Genomic DNA, 16,051 nt, shown 5'->3' on the forward strand with positions numbered 1-16,051 from the left:
TGCAGGCGGGTCGCCCCGGCAGGTAAGCGCCTGATTTTACGATGTTATGGTATAACAGCAACGGGCTAGAACATATGACCGACACCATCCACTTGGTGCCGAACACGGACCGGACACTGGTCCCTACCCCCAACGAAGATACGCTGGAGCGCATCTTTGCCGACTTTCCCACGTTCGGCGATGCGCTCGATTATGCTGCGCGCGGCCAGCGCGGTTTCAATTTTCACGATCCACGCGGCACGCTGACCCGCGTCTATCCGTTTTCCGAACTGCGCGAAGATGCGCTCAAGGCCGCATATGCGCTGATCGCGCGCGGTGTCGCCAAAGGCGACCGCGTCGCTCTGATCGCCGAAACCGGCACCGATTTCGCCGCGCTGTTCTGCGGGGCGATCTATGCCGGCGCCTGGCCGGTGCCGCTGCCGCTGCCGACCAGCTTTGGCGGCAAGGGCAATTACATCGAGCAGTTGGGCGTGCAACTTGCCAGCTCCGATCCGGTGTTGCTTGTCGGGCCCGACGAGATCGCCACGATGACGCAGGCTGCGGCAGAGCGCCAAGGGTGTGCCCATGCCACCTGGGCGGACTTTGCGGCAGGCGATGCGCCAGTGGTGGACCTGCCACCCGCCAGCCCGGACGACATCTGCTATCTGCAGTATTCCAGCGGCTCCACCCGTTTCCCGCATGGCGTCGCCGTGACGCATCGCTCGCTGCTCTCGAACCTTGCCAGCCATAGCCACGGCATGCAGGTGCAGCCGAGCGATCGATGCATTTCGTGGCTGCCCTGGTATCACGACATGGGCCTGGTGGGCTGCTTCCTGTCGCTCATCGCCAACCAGATCTCCGGCGATTACCTCAAGACCGAGGATTTCGCGCGCCGCCCCCTCGCCTGGCTTGACCTGATCTCGCGCAATCCCGGCACGTCGGCATCGTACTCGCCCACGTTCGGCTACGATATCTGCGCGCGCCGCATTTCCAGCCAGACCTCGGTCGCCGACCGGTTCGACCTGTCGCGCTGGCGGCTGGCGGGCAACGGCGCGGACATGATCCGGCCCGATGTCATGCAAAGCTTCGTCAACGCCTTTGCCGATGCCGGCTTCAAGGCGAGCGCGTTCCTGCCCAGCTACGGCCTTGCCGAAGCGACGCTGGCCGTCACCATCATGCCGCCGGGCGAAGGCATCCGCGTTGAACTGGTCGAGGAGGAGCGCTTGTCGGGTAGCCCCCGCGATCTTTCGCGCCCGGCCCGCTACCGCGCCATCGTCAACTGCGGAAAGCCCGTGCGTGACATGGAAGTGGTGATCCGCGGCGAAAACGGCGATACGCTCAGCGATCACAAGATCGGCAAAGTATGGTGCCGCGGCACCTCGGTCATGCACTCGTACTTCCGCGATCCGGAAGCGACCGCTGCCTGCCTCGTCGATGGCTGGCTGGACACCGGGGACATGGGCTACATGGCGAACGGCTACCTGTTCATCGTCGGCCGGGCCAAGGACATGATCATCATCAACGGCAAGAACCACTGGCCGCAGGATATCGAATGGGCAGTGGAACAGCTGCCCGGGTTCAACCACGGCGATATCGCCGCGTTCTCGGTGGAGATGGACAACGGCGAGGAAACCCCGGCGGTGCTGGTCCATTGCCGCGTCTCCGACCCGGAAAAGCGCCTCGAACTGCGCGATCTGATCCGCGACAAGGTGCGTTCGATCACCGGCATGAACTGCGTGGTGGAACTGATCCCGCCCAAGAGTCTGCCGCGCACCAGCTCGGGCAAGCTGAGCCGGGCGAAGGCCAAGAAGCTCTACCTGTCCGGTGAGATCGAGCCTTTCAACCTGGCGGCTTAACCATCAGATCTTGCGGTGCAGTTCGAGGTAATCGGTGGGAATGCGCAGGGCTTCGGCGGCAACCTGTGTTTCGCGCAGGAACAGTACCATAGCGATCAGCAGCAGCAAGATCGCGGCAAGAAATGTCAGGGCGGCGGCCAGATGCCAGTCGAAGCCGCCCAGCCCGGACAGGAACAGGATCGCCACAGTCACGCCGATCGCCAGGCCTGACAACACCATCATGCGCACGGCCTTGGTGATCAGCGTCATGCGCTGATGCACCAACCGCAGCTCGCTCACGATCATGTCGTGTTCCGGTCCCTCGGTGGCAGGATGGCGATCCTGCAACGTGCGTGCACGATCCACCACGCGCCCCAGCCGTGACGACAGGATGTTCAGGATATTGCCAATCGCAACCAGCACGAACACCGGCGTCAGGGCGAGTTGAATGGTCTGGACGATCATGTCGCCCTTCATGGACGGTCAGGTCTCGTCAGAACAGGCCACTGCGATCAGGCAGACGGCATCGTCAGCAAAATGAACGGCGGATAGTGAAGGTGCGAGCGCACAACTGCCCGGCGCGACGGGCTCGCCCGAAACCGTGACGGTGCCTTCGCGCGGGATCACCAGCAAGCCACCCGTGTAGCGCGCGGCGATATGCTCCGGCGGCTGGCCGGCCACGTGATCGAGCAGGAACAGCGGCCCATCCACCAGAGTCTTGGTTTCCTGCGTGTCCACGTGCGTGTGCCAGCGATCCTGCGCATAAGGCTCGCCCTTGGCGACTGCCATGCCATCGTCCAGATGCAGTTCGCGGCCACGCCCGTAATCGTACAGGCGATAGGTGATATCGCTGTTCTGCTGCGTTTCGATCAGGCTGACCCCGGCCCCGATAGCGTGGACGGTGTTGGCCGGAATGTAAAAGAAATCACCGGGCTTCACCGTGAACCACGTCATCAGCTTTTCGATGGAGCCGTCGAGCGCGGCGGCGCGCATTTCGTCTGGGGAAATGGTCTTGTCGAAGCCGATCCCCAGCTTGGCGTCGGGCTCGGCTGCGACGATGAGCCAGCACTCTTCCTTGCCTTGCCGGCCTAGCCCCTTGGCCATGGTCTGCGCATCGGTCGGGTGGACCTGCACGGACAGCGCCTCGCTGGTGAATATGTATTTCACCAGCAAACCGGGAAGCGCCTTGGGCGGCTCGAACCAGATTTCGCCGATCCGCTCGCCTTCCTTCGCGGTGAACGGCTTGGGCAGCGTATCCACGCCCCAGGGCTTTTCTACCTCACGGATCGGCAATATGGCGGTCATCTGCAAATTTCCTTTGGACGCGCGGTCACTGGTTCACTGCGCCCGACAGCTTGCCAACCTTCTGCACGCCCGAAACGGTCGTGATCATGATGTCGTTCCCATCGACCACGACGATCACGTCCTCCACCCCGACCACCGAGACACGCGGACCGTCAGTGTCCACCAGCACATTGCGGCAATCGACCATCTCGACCTCGCCCTTACCGCGGATCGAGTTACCGTTTGCATCGCGCTCAAGCGCTTCGTGCAAGGCGTGCCAGTTGCCGATGTCGGACCAGTTCATGTCAGCGGGCACCATGGCGGCGCGGGTGGTATTTTCCATCACCGCGTAGTCCACCGAATCGCTGGGGACCGCGCCGAAGATCGCTGCATCGGGATGGAACCGCTGACCATCGACCCGGCCCTGTTCAACCGCCTTGGCTACCCCGGCAGCAATCTGCGGGCGATGTGCGGACAATTCGGCCAGGAAATCCTTCACCCTGAACGCGAAAATGCCACCATTCCAGGCATATATCCCTTCGGCCAGAAATGCCTTGGCGCGCTCGATATCCGGCTTTTCAACGAACTGGGCGGTACGAAAGCCAGTATCGGAGATCGGTTCACCACGCTTGAGATAGCCAAAACCGGTTTCGGGCGCGGTAGCCTCGATCCCGAACGATACCAGCCAGCCTTCCTCTGCCAGATCGGCGGCGGCGCACGCGGCGGCAGCAAACGCGTCCGCATTGCCGATGTGGTGATCGCTGGGGCACACCAGCATTACCGCGTCCTCGGGCAGGCGATACGCCGCCAAGGCAATAGCGGCGGCGGTGTTGCGTGCAGCGGGCTCGACGATGACTTGCGCACCGGCGATGTCGCCAAGCTGCGCCTCGACATGATCGAGGTGCTTGGTTCCGGTCACGACGACAGGCGGTGCGAACCCGCCATCAGCGGGGCAGCGCCGCAGGGCCGCTTCGAAAAGGGTTGAATCGCCCACGAGCGGGAGAAACGGCTTGGGCTTGTCGGCACGGCTGCGCGGCCAAAGGCGGGTGCCGCTGCCGCCGCACAAAATCACCGGGACAATAGTTGGCATGAATATCTTTCGCTCGAACGGTCCGGCCCGCCAGAGGCAGACGGATGTGTAACTGTCATAGCTGCGCTTTGCTGCAATGCAACGGCAGGGCCTTCAAGAAATACATCACGAAAACCATCGTTGCCGCCAGCGATATATGGCGCGCACCGGCTCTCCGGAAGGGCCGCGCGCCGGGCGGAAGATAAAGCGCTGCGTCGCCAGCCTGCAGGTAATGGCATCTGCCTCCGGGTCAGGGCTTGGCTGGACAACGCGGCAGTTGTCCACGCGGCCGTCCGGGCCAACTGTCAGGTCGATGATCACCGACGCGCCGGCGCGCCGTGCTCGGCCGGAGCGGGGGTAATCGCTGGCGGCGTTGATATCACCCGCGATCTTTACGGTCGGCGCCGCGCCGCCACCGGCACCCGGTCCATCCCCGCCCAAGCCCGCGCCGGTCCCGTGGCCTTCCCCCACCGCCCCACTGCCTGTGCCGATCGTGCCAGCGCCGCCGGCGGTATCGGCGTGCCCTGCATCTGCACGCGGCGCGACAGGGGTGGTCATCAGGGGTTGTGGCGCGGCGGCAGTAGCCTTCTCGGCGGTCGCATCTTTGCGCCCTGCTGGTGCGGCTGAGCCGCTAGCCAGAGCTGCCTTGGGCTTCCGGATTGTCGACGCTGGACTAGGTGGTGCAGGAGACGGACGCTGGGTTGTAAAAGCAACGCTCGTCATGGCCCGGCTCACACGATCCAGCAAATCCGGCGTGAACGCGCGAATGAGCGCCAAAATCGCAGCCACGTGAAGCAGCAGCACAATAGCGGCGATCCTCCATTGCGGCTTACGGGCAGGGGAAAAACGCGCAAAAAGCATGAATTCGGCATGACATGGTCGCCAAGGCTCTAGCAAGTATGCGGAACGCGGCGACTAGACTGTGAACGCAAAAACCCGAGATGCCCAAGAGACATCCCGGGTTCTCACAGTCACCCCTTATCAAAGGTGATAGGGATCACGGCGTAGTGCCTGCGGTGCCGCCGCCGGGAGTGCTGTTCAGCCCGGTGCCGGACTGGTTGCCCGGCATGGTCGAGCCCGGCGCCCCCGCCGGATTGCCCATTGAGCCCGACGGGCCAAGGCTTGCGCCGCCATCATCGCTCGGCGAGGCAGGTTTCGAGGGGGTGGTGTCATCGGTGCCGTGCGTCGAGGTGCTTCCGGTCACTGTGCCGCTGGATGACTTGGAGCCGCGCATAGACTTGTTCTTCATGCTGTTATGATGGCGCATCCCGGTTCCGGTCGAGGACGATGTTCCGTCAATGGTGCCGGACCCTGTGGTGGACGAACCGGTCGTCGTGCCCGTGCCCGTCCCGCTGGTCGTGGTTCCGGTCCCGGTGGTGGTTCCAGTGCCGCCTATGCTATCTTGCGCCTGCACTGCAAACGGCAGAGCCAGTGCCGCAACCGCGGCAAGCATCATTGCCTTTTTCATGTACTATCCTTCTCACATCGCTCGAATGTTTCTTCGAGAACGAAGATAAAAGGTATCGAAACGACAAACCGTTCCGGCTGCCTATCCTGCACAAGCCCCTACCTGCCGACAGACGTTCAGCTTTCCGCGAAAATATAGGGTTGTGCTGCACGCCGGTATTCGTCCGCCATCACGTCTCTGCCGATAGGTGGAAGCGACCGGGCGGTGCACTGCGCCCGCTGGCACAGACGGCAGGTAACCCCGATCGGCGTTACGCTGGCAGCGGCTGGCTCTCCGTTCCCGGCATAGATCACGCGGTCTGCCTGCTGTGCGGCGCAAGCCAGGGCGACGGCGCGTAATATCCTGCGCCCGCCGTAGGCCGTCTGTCCGCTGACCACCGTGCGCGCGATCGAGAAAAACCGCTCACCCCCCGGCAGTTCCAACCACTGGGTCATGATCTCACCGGGGCAGCGAAAAACCTGGTGCACACTCCATAGCGGACAACCACCGCCATGCGCCGCAAACGGAAAGCCCGCACCGTCCAGCCGCTTCGATACGTTGCCGGCTTCATCAACCCGGATGAAGAAAAAGCCCACACCTTCCTCACCCGGTCGCTGCAAGGTCGTCAGCCGATGGGCCACTTGCTCGAAACTGGCACCGAACAGCGCGCACAGGGCGTCGATATCATACCCGCGTTGTTGTGCCGCCCGCGCGAACTGGGCGTAGGGCATGACGATCGCCCCGGCGCAATACCCGGCGAGCGCGCGCAGCAGCAGCGTAGCCGTGGTGGGGCTGGAGAACCCCTGAACGCGGATCGCCTGCTTGATCTGGCTTCGCAGCGCAGTGTGCGCGATATGCGTGGCGATCTGGAAAGACCGGCTGGCTGCGGGCAGCGTATCGGCGATCAGCAGTTGCTGGTTGTGGCGATCGAACCGGCGCAGCGAATCGACTAGGACGTCCGGCGGAAGCAAGCGCACCCGCACCCCTTTGGCCGCCAGCCATGCGGTGCCGCCACCGGCTTGCGCGATCTCCGCGGCCAGACTTTCCGCCGCCGTATCGAGGTCGTGAAAGTAGTTGCGGTTGGCAGCCAGAAAGCGCTGCACCTCCTGCACAGGTTCGTTGTCTTGCGCCAGCGGCCCTGCCACGCGCTGCTCTGCCAAGGCCTGGGCTTCGCGGACATAGGCCTGATGCAGGCGCAGTAGAGCGTCGGAGATGCCCGGGAAGCTGGTGGCAAGGTCGGCCACTTCCAGCCGGGGCAGATCGATATCAGAAAACAACGGGTCGCGCAGAACGTCCGTCAGGCGCCGGGCATAGCCCTCACCCTCGTCACCCGCGATTTCCGCGATGTCGAGGCGATACGTGCGCGCCAGGCGTAGCAGCATGTCTGCGGTGACCGGGCGTTGGTTGCGCTCTAGCAGCGCGACGTAGCTTGGCGAGATTTCAAGGTCATGCGCCATCGCCTGCTGCGTGAGGCCCAGTTCGCGGCGCAGACGGCGCAGGCGCGGACCAAGATACAGGGGACGGTTTTCGGCCATGACACGAGCATCTTGTCACAGTCACACAACTTTACAAGCAAGTTCTGTCAAGTTTGACAAGCGTACTTCGCGCCGGGTTTTGCCATCCATCCGCTGCGGTTACCGACAGGTCATCCAAGCCGCCCGGCCCGATGAAGGAAACTGAAGCCGTGACGTACCAGAGCAAGATCACCGAAGCTAACCAGACCATCGGCGCGCAAAGCCATTGGGACGGGATCGAACCCCAATCCGTGGCTCGCATGCGCCTGCAGAACCGCTTCCGCACCGGGCTCGACATTGCCCGCTATACCGCCGCGATCATGCGGGCGGACATGGCCGCTTACGATGCGGATCCGGCGAATTACACCCAGTCCCTCGGCTGCTGGCACGGGTTCATCGGCCAGCAGAAGATGATCAGCATCAAGAAGCACTTTGGCACCACGAAGGGCCGGTATCTGTATCTGTCGGGCTGGATGGTCGCAGCGCTGCGCAGTGATTTTGGCCCCCTGCCCGATCAGTCGATGCACGAAAAGACCAGTGTGTCGGCGCTTATCGAAGAACTTTACACGTTCCTGCGCCAGGCAGATGCACGCGAACTGGGCATGCTGTTCCGCGATCTCGACGCAGCACACGATGCCGGTGACGCGCTGGAAGCCAAGCGCATCGAACACGCGATCGACACTTATGAAACGCACGTGGTGCCGATCATTGCCGACATCGACGCCGGGTTCGGCAACGCGGAGGCGACATACCTGCTGGCGCGCAAGTTCATCGAGGCGGGCGCATGCTGCATCCAGATCGAAAACCAGGTTTCCGATGAAAAGCAGTGCGGCCACCAGGACGGCAAGGTCACTGTCCCGCATGAGGACTTCATCGCCAAGATCCGCGCCGTCCGCTACGCCTTCATGGAACTGGGCGTGGACGATGGCATTATCGTCGCCCGCACGGACTCGCTGGGTGCGGGCCTTACCAAGCAGATCGCCTTCACCCGCACGACGGGCGACATCGGCGATTTGTACAACGGCTTTCTCGACTGCGAGGCAGTCGATGCAACGCGCCTTGGCCACGGCGACGTTCTGCTGAGCCGCGACGGCGCGCTGGTCCGGCCCAAGCGTCTGCCCAGCAATCTGTTCCAGTTCCGCCCCGGAACCGGCGAGGATCGCTGCGTGCTTGACTGCATCCATGCACTGCAGAACGGCGCGGACTTGCTGTGGATTGAAACCGAAAAGCCCCATATCGGCCAGATCGGCAGCATGGTGCGGCGCATCCGCGAGGTGATCCCGAACGCCAAGCTGGTCTACAACAATTCACCCAGCTTCAACTGGACGCTGAACTTTCGCCAGCAGGTTTTCGATACCTGGGCGGCGGACGGCAAGGATGTATCGGCATACGACCGGGCCCGGCTGATGAGCGTGGAGTATGACGGTACGCCGCTGGCGGACGAGGCGGACGAACGCATCCGCACCTTCCAGCGTGATTCGGCCCGCGAGGCCGGCATTTTCCACCACCTGATAACGCTGCCAACGTATCATACCGCCGCGCTGTCGACCGACAATCTTGCGCGCGAATACTTCGGGGATGCCGGGATGCTGGGCTACGTGAAGGGCGTGCAGCGCCAGGAGATCCGGCAGGGTATCGCCTGCGTCAGGCACCAGAACATGGCCGGCTCCGACCTTGGCGACGATCACAAGGAATACTTTGCCGGCGAAGCGGCGCTCAAGGCCGGCGGCGCGCACAACACCATGAACCAGTTCGCCGCCTGACGCGCGGCTGCTTGCCAAGAAAGGATCACCGATGACCGCTACCGTTTCCGCAGAGCCGGCGCGCGCGCGCGCAGTGCTTTCGAACCAGGACTTCAAACTGCTGCAGGAGGCCGTGGTCTTTTACATCAAGGCGCATGAAGACGATCCGGCAACCTCGAAATACGTGAACCTCCATCATCGCCTCAGCAGTGCCGGGCGCAGATAGAAAAGACCTTTCCTGGGGAGGAAAGCCGGGCCGTCGCACGCGTTGCGGCGGCCCGGTCGCATTCGGGCGCCGCTACAGTATTTGTCCGCAGTCCAGCGATCAGTTGGCATAAATGACGTTCCATTAATGCCGAGCGATGGGCTCGTCTGGCATCGATCATTTCCTGCAGGTCGTCGCATGTGCGCAGGACCGCCATCAGCCCGGCATGGTCCTGCTGGCCGCCGTGGTGTGCGTGATGACGACCAGCATGGCGCTGACCCAGGTCCGTCATGCTTTAGGCATGCCTCGGGCTCAGCGCTGGCGATGGGGGTTGCTGGCCGGCTCGATGCTCGGATTTGGCGGATGGGCTGCGCATTTCCTCATCCTGCTGGGTTATGACAGCGGGTATGTGGCAGGTTTTTCAACACCGAAGACCATAGCGTCGCTGCTCATAGGCGTTTTTGGCAGCCAGGCTGCGCTGTGGTTTTCCCTGCAAACCTCTGGCCGAGTTGGAAACCTTTTGGCTGGTGCGCTATTGTCAGCTCGGCTCGCCGCAATGCACTATGTAGGCATGGCAGCGATGGACGTGCCGGCTCTATTGCACGGCGACTGGCACCTGATTGTTGCATCGGTCCTATTTCCCGCTCCCCTGTTCCACGCAGCGTTTATGCTGACGAAATGCAAACGCGCCTCGGTTTCGGTTGCCGCTGGCGCTGCCCTGATCTGTACCGCAATCTTGGTGCTGCATTTTACCGGCACTGCCGCGCTATCGCTGACGCCCTCACGCATCAACGAACCTGGAATACCGATGTCACAAAGCACGCTGGCTTTATGGATATGTATCGGTTGCGGGTCTGTAATCATCGCCGGTGCCACTGCGCATTATCTGCGCCGCCGCGCACATCGCGCGCAACAACTCAACAGCCGCCAGTTCGCGCAACTGTTGCGCGGCACGTCCGACAGCGCGATTTGCATGCTCGACAACCATGGCCGCGTTGCGCAATGGAACGCGGGTGGACTGACGCTCACGGGCTACGATGCCGACGAAGCGGCCCGCCTGCCGTTCGCGCATTTCTTCACGCCGCAGGATCGTGCGGACGGGCGCCCTGCCCGTGCCCTCCAAGAAGCGGACGAGCATGGTATCGGCAAAGGCGAGTGGCTGTGCCAGCGCCGTGACGGCTCAACCTTCTGGGCGCAGGGCACCGTCGAAAAACTGTACGACGAAAACGAGACGCCGATCGGCTATTCGTTAATTACCCGCGACATCACACGCATCAAGACCGCACAAGACGCCTTGGCCGAAAAGACGCAGCAGTTCGATACCGCGATCGAACACATGCATCAGGGCCTGTGCATGTTCGACGCGGACGAGCGACTCGTGCTGGCGAACCGCGCATTTTTCCGCATCTGGTCCGTGGCGCCTGAAACTTGCCCACTCGGACTGACGCTTGAGGAGATGGTTTGGAAAGGGATATTTCCCAGCGAAGCGCCAATGGCAGAGACGCTGGGTTTCATCCGCGATACAGTCAGGCACGCGATGCAGACGGATGACAGTCCGTCCTACACCGTGGAAGCGCGTGAAAACCTTATCGTATCCGTCACCAACCGGGCAGTGCCCGGCGGCGGGTGGATCACGGTATTCGACGATATCACGTTGCAGCGCCGCAGCGAGGCACGGATCGCGCACATGGCCATGCATGACGCGCTGACGGGCCTGCCGAACCGCAATCATTTCTACCAGTCGCTGGACACGATGATGGAGCTAGCCGCCCAGGAGGAAACGCAAGGGGGAAACAACGTTGCGGTGATCGCCATCGATCTCAACCGCTTCAAGGAGATAAACGATACCTTCGGCCATGCTTCGGGCGACTATCTGCTGCAAACGCTGGCCAGCCGATTTATGACGGGCATGAAGCCTGGCGAGGCGATCGCGCGGCTCGGCGGGGATGAGTTCGCCGCTGCCGTGCGTTTCTGCACGTTCAGCCAGTTGGACGATCTGCTGACCCGCATCGAAGCATGCATAACCACCCCCGTGGCGGACGCCAGGCAGCCTTTGGTCGTGGGCGCCAGCCTGGGCGTTGCGATCTACCCACAGGATGGACTGGAACGCGAGGCGCTGCTGAACAATGCCGATCTGGCGATGTATCGTGCCAAGGCGACGCTGGGCAAGACAGTGTGCTTTTTCGAGCCCGGCATGGACGAAAACGCGCGCGAGCGGCGGCTTCTGGCAAGCGACCTGCACGATGCGGCGCAACGCGGGGAATTGAGCGTGCTGTATCAGCCGCAACGTTCGCTGCATTCCGATGAATTGTCTGGCTACGAAGCGCTCGTGCGCTGGCAGCATCCCCAGCGCGGCATGGTATCGCCGGCCGAATTCATCCCCATTGCCGAGGAAACCGGCGAGATCATCGTGCTGGGTGAATGGGTGCTGCGACAGGCCTGCCTTGAGGCCCGTTCTTGGACGGGCGAGGAAAAAGTGGCGGTCAACTTGTCTCCGGTTCAGTTTATGCAGCCGGACCTGATCGACAGGGTCCGCACGATCCTTCTGGAAACTGGCCTACCGCCGCGCCGGCTGGAACTGGAGATTACCGAAACCGCGATCATTGCTGACAAGCTTCGCGCCTTGCACTGCCTGCGCCAGATCAAGGCAATGGGCGTAAGCGTGGCGCTCGATGACTTTGGTACCGGATATTCCTCGCTCGACACGCTGCAGTCTTTCCCGTTCGACAAGATCAAGATCGACCGGTCCTTTCTGCTGCGATCGGAAACCAGCGCGCAGGCCGTGGCCATCATTCGCGAGGTTCTGGCCTTGGGCCGCAGCCTCGATATCCCGGTGCTTGCTGAAGGCGTCGAAACCGAAGCCCAGCGTGACCTGCTGGTCGCGGAAGGATGCGACGAGGCCCAAGGGTACTATTTCGGTCGCCCTGCAGCGCCCCATAGCACACACCCGACGCCCGGTTTTGCAGTGCTGCCGGCGAGCATGGAAAATTAACGCCTCACCGATAGCATCGCCCGTACCAAAACAGGAATCGCGCGTGTATCTGGGGCTAGACCACGAACAGACCTGCGGCCCCGAGCCGGATGCGGACCTGCCGACGCTTGCGGCAGCGCTTGAGGCAGCCTCGCTTGCGGAGAAGCGCCTGCGCGAAGCTATCGAGGCGATTCCGCAAGGGATCGTGTTTCTGGACGAGAACGATCGCTACATCCTGTGGAACAAGCGCTACGCCCAGATCTATGAAAAGTCGGCCGACCTTTTGCAGCCGGGCGCCAGCCTTGCAGAAGTATTGCGCGTGGGAATCGCGCGCGGTGATTATCCCGAGGCGATCGGCAACGAAGATGAATGGCTGACCCATCGTATGGCCCAGTTGCACCAACCGGGCTTGCGCCACGAACAACGCCTTTCAAACGGCACGTGCATCCTGATCGAGGAACGCCGGATAGCGGGCGGCGGCACTATCGGCATTCGCGTCGACATCACAGACCTCAAGCAAAAGGAAGAGACGTTCCGCCTATTGTTCGAGCGCAACCCCCTCGCGATGCTGGTGCACGATAACGAAACCGGCCTCATCCGTGCCGCCAACGCCGCCGCCTGCAGCCTGCTCGGGTACGCGGCGCACGACATCCCGGGGATGGCGGCGGCGGGGCTTTTCCCCCAGGCTGTGCGACCCGCCGCCGCCCACCTTCTTTCCACTGATCATACCAACGAAAATGACTGCTGGCAGATGTTGCGCGCCGATGGCAGCTGCATCGACGCCGTCATTTCCACATGCCGTTCCGATCTGGACGACTACGCCGGAACGATCGTTTCGATCTTCGACGTTACCGAACGTCGCCGCATCGAAAAGCGTCTGGCGCACATGGCCCGTCACGACGAGCTGACGGGCCTGGCCAACCGGGCGCATTGCCGCCAGCATCTGAGCAGCTTGCTGGAATCCCCCGCTGCGCCCGAAGCGGTGACGCTGGCGCTTGTCGATCTTGATCACTTCAAGCCGGTCAACGACACGTTCGGCCATCATTTTGGCGACCTTCTGCTGTCCGAAGCTGCCGAACGGATGCGCGAACTGCTGCCCGCAGACGCCTTGCTGTGCCGGATCGGCGGCGATGAATTTGCCATAATATTCCGCCGCTCCAGCGCGACGCAGACCGAGCTGGTCGCCAAGTCGATCATTTCCACCTTGTCCGAACCTTTCTTCATCCAGGGCAACCTCATCCACATCGGGGCGACGGTAGGCTTTGCATCGAGCCCAGGTGACAGCAGCGATCCGCAGACGTTGCTGCGCTATGCCGACCTGGCGCTATATGCCGCCAAAGGCGAGCGACGCGGCACGTGCCGCCGCTTCGAAGCGGGCATGGATGCCGCCGCCCAGGAAAAGAACCGGTTGGAAAAGGACCTGCGCGAAGCCGTGCGCGAACACATGCTGGAGGTCCATTATCAGCCCATCGTGGACCTGCAGACCGGCGCGATCGAGTGTTACGAAGCGCTACTGCGCTGGCACCATCCCGAACGCGGCGCAGTGCCGCCAGACACGTTCGTGCCGCTGGCGGAAGAAATCGGCCTGATCGATCAGATTGGCCGCTTCGTGCTGAATTCCGCCTGCGCGCAAGCCATGCGCTGGCCGGTGCACATCAAGGTGTCAGTCAACGTATCGCCGCTCCAGTTTCGCCACGGCAATCTGCTCAGTACCGTAGTCAACGCCTTGTCCACCTCCGGCCTCGCGCCGGAACGGTTGGAACTGGAAATCACCGAGGCGGTGCTGATGGAAAAAGGCCCGCGCCCGGCGGCGATCATCCGAAATCTGCGCGCTTTCGGTATCGGCATATCGCTGGATGACTTCGGCACCGGCTATTCGTCGCTCAGCTATCTGCTCAACTACCCGTTCACGAAGATAAAGATCGACAAGTCCTTCGTGCTCAACCTTCACGAAGAAGCCAGTTCGCGGGCCGTCATCCGCGCGGTCATCGGGCTGGGACGCAGCTTGGGGCTTGCAGTTACCGCCGAAGGTGTAGAGCGCGGCATCGAGCGCGATTACTTGCGGGACGAAGGATGCACGCAAGGCCAGGGCTACCTGTTCGGAAAGGCCAAAGCCGCGCCACTGATGCCAGCGCAACAACCGGGCAAACGCCACGAGTAGCCGTTCACCGTTCGCCACGTAAGGGAAACGCCGCGATCATAAGCGTTGCATAGAAGTTTCACCGCGAGACAAAATCACGCACATTGCACGACGCAACGAGCAATTCCTTCTTTTCGAACACGAATTTGTACGGCAATATATGTGCGAAAGGTCGATTGACCTTACCCGCGTTGGGAGAGAGCGCGCCGGGGCAGAGTAATCACCCCGGCGCGCCGATTTTCTCGCAGTTGCAGCAAGATGAGTTTGCTGCCTTGATTGCGATCATCCATGACTTTCCAACCTGATGCAATACATGTTCTTGATGTTTACACCGCAAGGTTTTTGCACTGCAACATTGTTGCATTTGTGCTTTAAAGGCAGGCACAGCCGGCGAATCAGTATCCGGCTCGGTCAAGACGCGTCTGCCCGCCTGGCGTCCAGATCCAACGCCATAGGTAACTGACTTGCACGCCATCCCGCCCAAGGCCCAAAGCTGGAGCGCGCAGCTGTGGGCCATCACCTTGCCCGCCATGCTGACCAACGTAGCCACCGCGCTGTTCGGCATCGCCGACATGTGGGTGATCGGTCGTCTGGGAGACGCGCCGGCCCAAGGCGGCGTGGAACTGGGCGCAAAATTCATGCTCGGGCTCCTGAACGTATTCAACTTTCTGCGCATGAGCACGGTGGCGCTGACCGCGCAGGGATCGGGCCGTGGCGCATTGAACGAACAAGGCCAGACGCTGGCGCGCGCGATGGCCGTCGCCCTGGGTATCGGGGCCATCCTGCTGCTTGCCATGCCGTTGACCATACCGGCGGGACTGAATCTGCTGAAGGCGACCGGTCCGGTGCGCCCGGACGCGCATGCCTACATCGCGATCCGCTATTGGGCCGCGCCGATGTGGCTTGCCAATTGCGTGCTGACGGGGTGGCTGATCGGCAAGCGCAAGGTGCGTCATGTCCTGATCGTCGAAGTTATGGCCAACATCGTGCATATCGCGCTGGATCTGGCGCTGGTGCTGGCCGTGCACCGGGGTGTCGCGGGCGTGGCGATCGCCACCGTGACGTCCGAATCCCTCAAGCTGGCATTGCTTGCCGCGATAGCGCTGCGCGACCCTGCTTCCGGGCAGGCTTTTGCCGCCGCAAAAGACCAGCACACCTGGGCTCGTCATGACATGGCGAAACTCTTCGCGCTCAACCGCGACCTGTTCATCCGCACGCTGCTGCTGACCGGCGCGATCCTGGTCTTTGCCCGGATCGGTGCGCAAGCCGGGCCGGTGACGCTGGCGGCCAACGGCGTGTTGTTTCAGCTGTTCATGCTTTCCACACTTCTGCTCGACGGGTTCGAAAGCGGCGCGCAGGTGCTGTGTGGCGAGGCGATGGGTGCACGGTCAAAAAGCCGCTTCATCGCCGCCACCCGCACAGCCCTGATCTGGGGCGGCATTACCGGCGTTGTGCTGGGTGCGTTGTATGCCTTTGCGGGCCAACCGCTGGCCGCGACATTCAGTGCCGACCCCGCAGTGATCGCGGCGATCGCTGACTATGCCCCTTGGCTTGCCCTCCTGCCGATCCTGGGCGTGGCCTCTTTCGTGTTCGATGGAGTGTTCGTCGGCGCAGCATGGACGCGCGCGATGCTCGGAACGATGGTGGTCGCGAGCATCATCTACCTTGCGCTGCTGTGCGCGTTGCAGCCTTTGAAAAACCATGGGCTATGGGCCGCGTTCGCTGCGCTGTTCGCGGCGCGGGCCATCAGCCAGGCTGTGATGCTGCCGCGCCTCATCCGCCGCAGCTTTGCCAATCCCTGACCGGTGCCCGGCCGAACGAATGCGTGAGGAGCTGGGGGGCCGTTCCTGTCATTCGTCCGACCG

Annotated in this window: 12 protein-coding genes; 6 read left to right on the top strand and 6 right to left on the bottom strand. The window is 62.5% G+C overall.

The genetic code is table 11. The features are described 5' to 3' along the window. Window positions 1–74 precede the first annotated feature (74 nt). A complete protein-coding gene (locus tag ASE49_RS09890; RefSeq protein ID WP_056771323.1) occupies window positions 75–1,835 on the top strand; it encodes a fatty acyl-AMP ligase in 1,761 nt (586 codons plus the stop codon). A 3-nt stretch (window positions 1,836–1,838) separates the two neighbouring features. On the opposite strand, the gene ASE49_RS09895 is transcribed toward ASE49_RS09890, so the two are convergent. The 6 genes from ASE49_RS09895 to ASE49_RS09920 all read right to left on the bottom strand — a co-directional run bounded on the left by ASE49_RS09895 (window position 1,839) and on the right by ASE49_RS09920 (window position 7,149). Next, entirely contained in the window at window positions 1,839–2,291 is a 453-nt protein-coding gene (locus tag ASE49_RS09895; RefSeq protein ID WP_235522924.1) for a DUF2721 domain-containing protein, read from the bottom strand. Window positions 2,292–2,297: 6 nt separating this feature from the next. Then, entirely contained in the window at window positions 2,298–3,119 is an 822-nt protein-coding gene (locus ASE49_RS09900) for a class I mannose-6-phosphate isomerase (protein ID WP_056771326.1), read from the bottom strand. Between the two features lie 25 nt (window positions 3,120–3,144). After that, entirely contained in the window at window positions 3,145–4,188 is a 1,044-nt protein-coding gene (locus ASE49_RS09905; RefSeq protein ID WP_056771327.1) for a mannose-1-phosphate guanylyltransferase, read from the bottom strand. A gap of 105 nt (window positions 4,189–4,293) precedes the next feature. Further along, window positions 4,294–4,725, bottom strand: coding sequence for a TonB family protein (locus tag ASE49_RS18720; protein ID WP_235522925.1), 432 nt, complete (start codon window positions 4,723–4,725; stop codon window positions 4,294–4,296). 439 nt (window positions 4,726–5,164) lie between these two features. Continuing rightward, window positions 5,165–5,635: a hypothetical protein gene (locus tag ASE49_RS09915; protein WP_056771332.1), complete on the bottom strand. Its 471-nt coding sequence runs from the start codon at window positions 5,633–5,635 to the stop codon at window positions 5,165–5,167. A gap of 116 nt (window positions 5,636–5,751) precedes the next feature. After that, window positions 5,752–7,149 (bottom strand): helix-turn-helix domain-containing protein, encoded by a 1,398-nt coding sequence (locus tag ASE49_RS09920; RefSeq protein WP_056771334.1) that lies wholly within the window; start codon window positions 7,147–7,149, stop codon window positions 5,752–5,754. A gap of 149 nt (window positions 7,150–7,298) precedes the next feature. Between ASE49_RS09920 and ASE49_RS09925 the strand changes: the two genes are divergently transcribed. From ASE49_RS09925 to ASE49_RS09940, 5 genes are all read left to right on the top strand, one after another. Beyond that, the gene (locus tag ASE49_RS09925) at window positions 7,299–8,891 is read left to right on the top strand and encodes an isocitrate lyase (protein ID WP_056772291.1); all 1,593 of its coding nucleotides are present in this window, start codon (window positions 7,299–7,301) and stop codon (window positions 8,889–8,891) included. A 31-nt stretch (window positions 8,892–8,922) separates the two neighbouring features. Further along, the gene (locus ASE49_RS18540) at window positions 8,923–9,096 is read left to right on the top strand and encodes a hypothetical protein (RefSeq protein ID WP_200922009.1); all 174 of its coding nucleotides are present in this window, start codon (window positions 8,923–8,925) and stop codon (window positions 9,094–9,096) included. A 136-nt stretch (window positions 9,097–9,232) separates the two neighbouring features. Then, window positions 9,233–12,067, top strand: coding sequence for a bifunctional diguanylate cyclase/phosphodiesterase (locus ASE49_RS09930; protein ID WP_082456392.1), 2,835 nt, complete (start codon window positions 9,233–9,235; stop codon window positions 12,065–12,067). Window positions 12,068–12,110: 43 nt separating this feature from the next. Then, complete coding sequence (locus ASE49_RS09935) at window positions 12,111–14,207, top strand: putative bifunctional diguanylate cyclase/phosphodiesterase (RefSeq protein ID WP_056771337.1); 2,097 nt, start codon at window positions 12,111–12,113, stop codon at window positions 14,205–14,207. 443 nt (window positions 14,208–14,650) lie between these two features. Further along, entirely contained in the window at window positions 14,651–15,988 is a 1,338-nt protein-coding gene (locus ASE49_RS09940; protein WP_235522926.1) for an MATE family efflux transporter, read from the top strand. Window positions 15,989–16,051: the final 63 nt, after the last annotated feature.

The organism is Novosphingobium sp. Leaf2, assembly GCF_001421325.1.
GTDB lineage: Bacteria > Pseudomonadota > Alphaproteobacteria > Sphingomonadales > Sphingomonadaceae > Novosphingobium.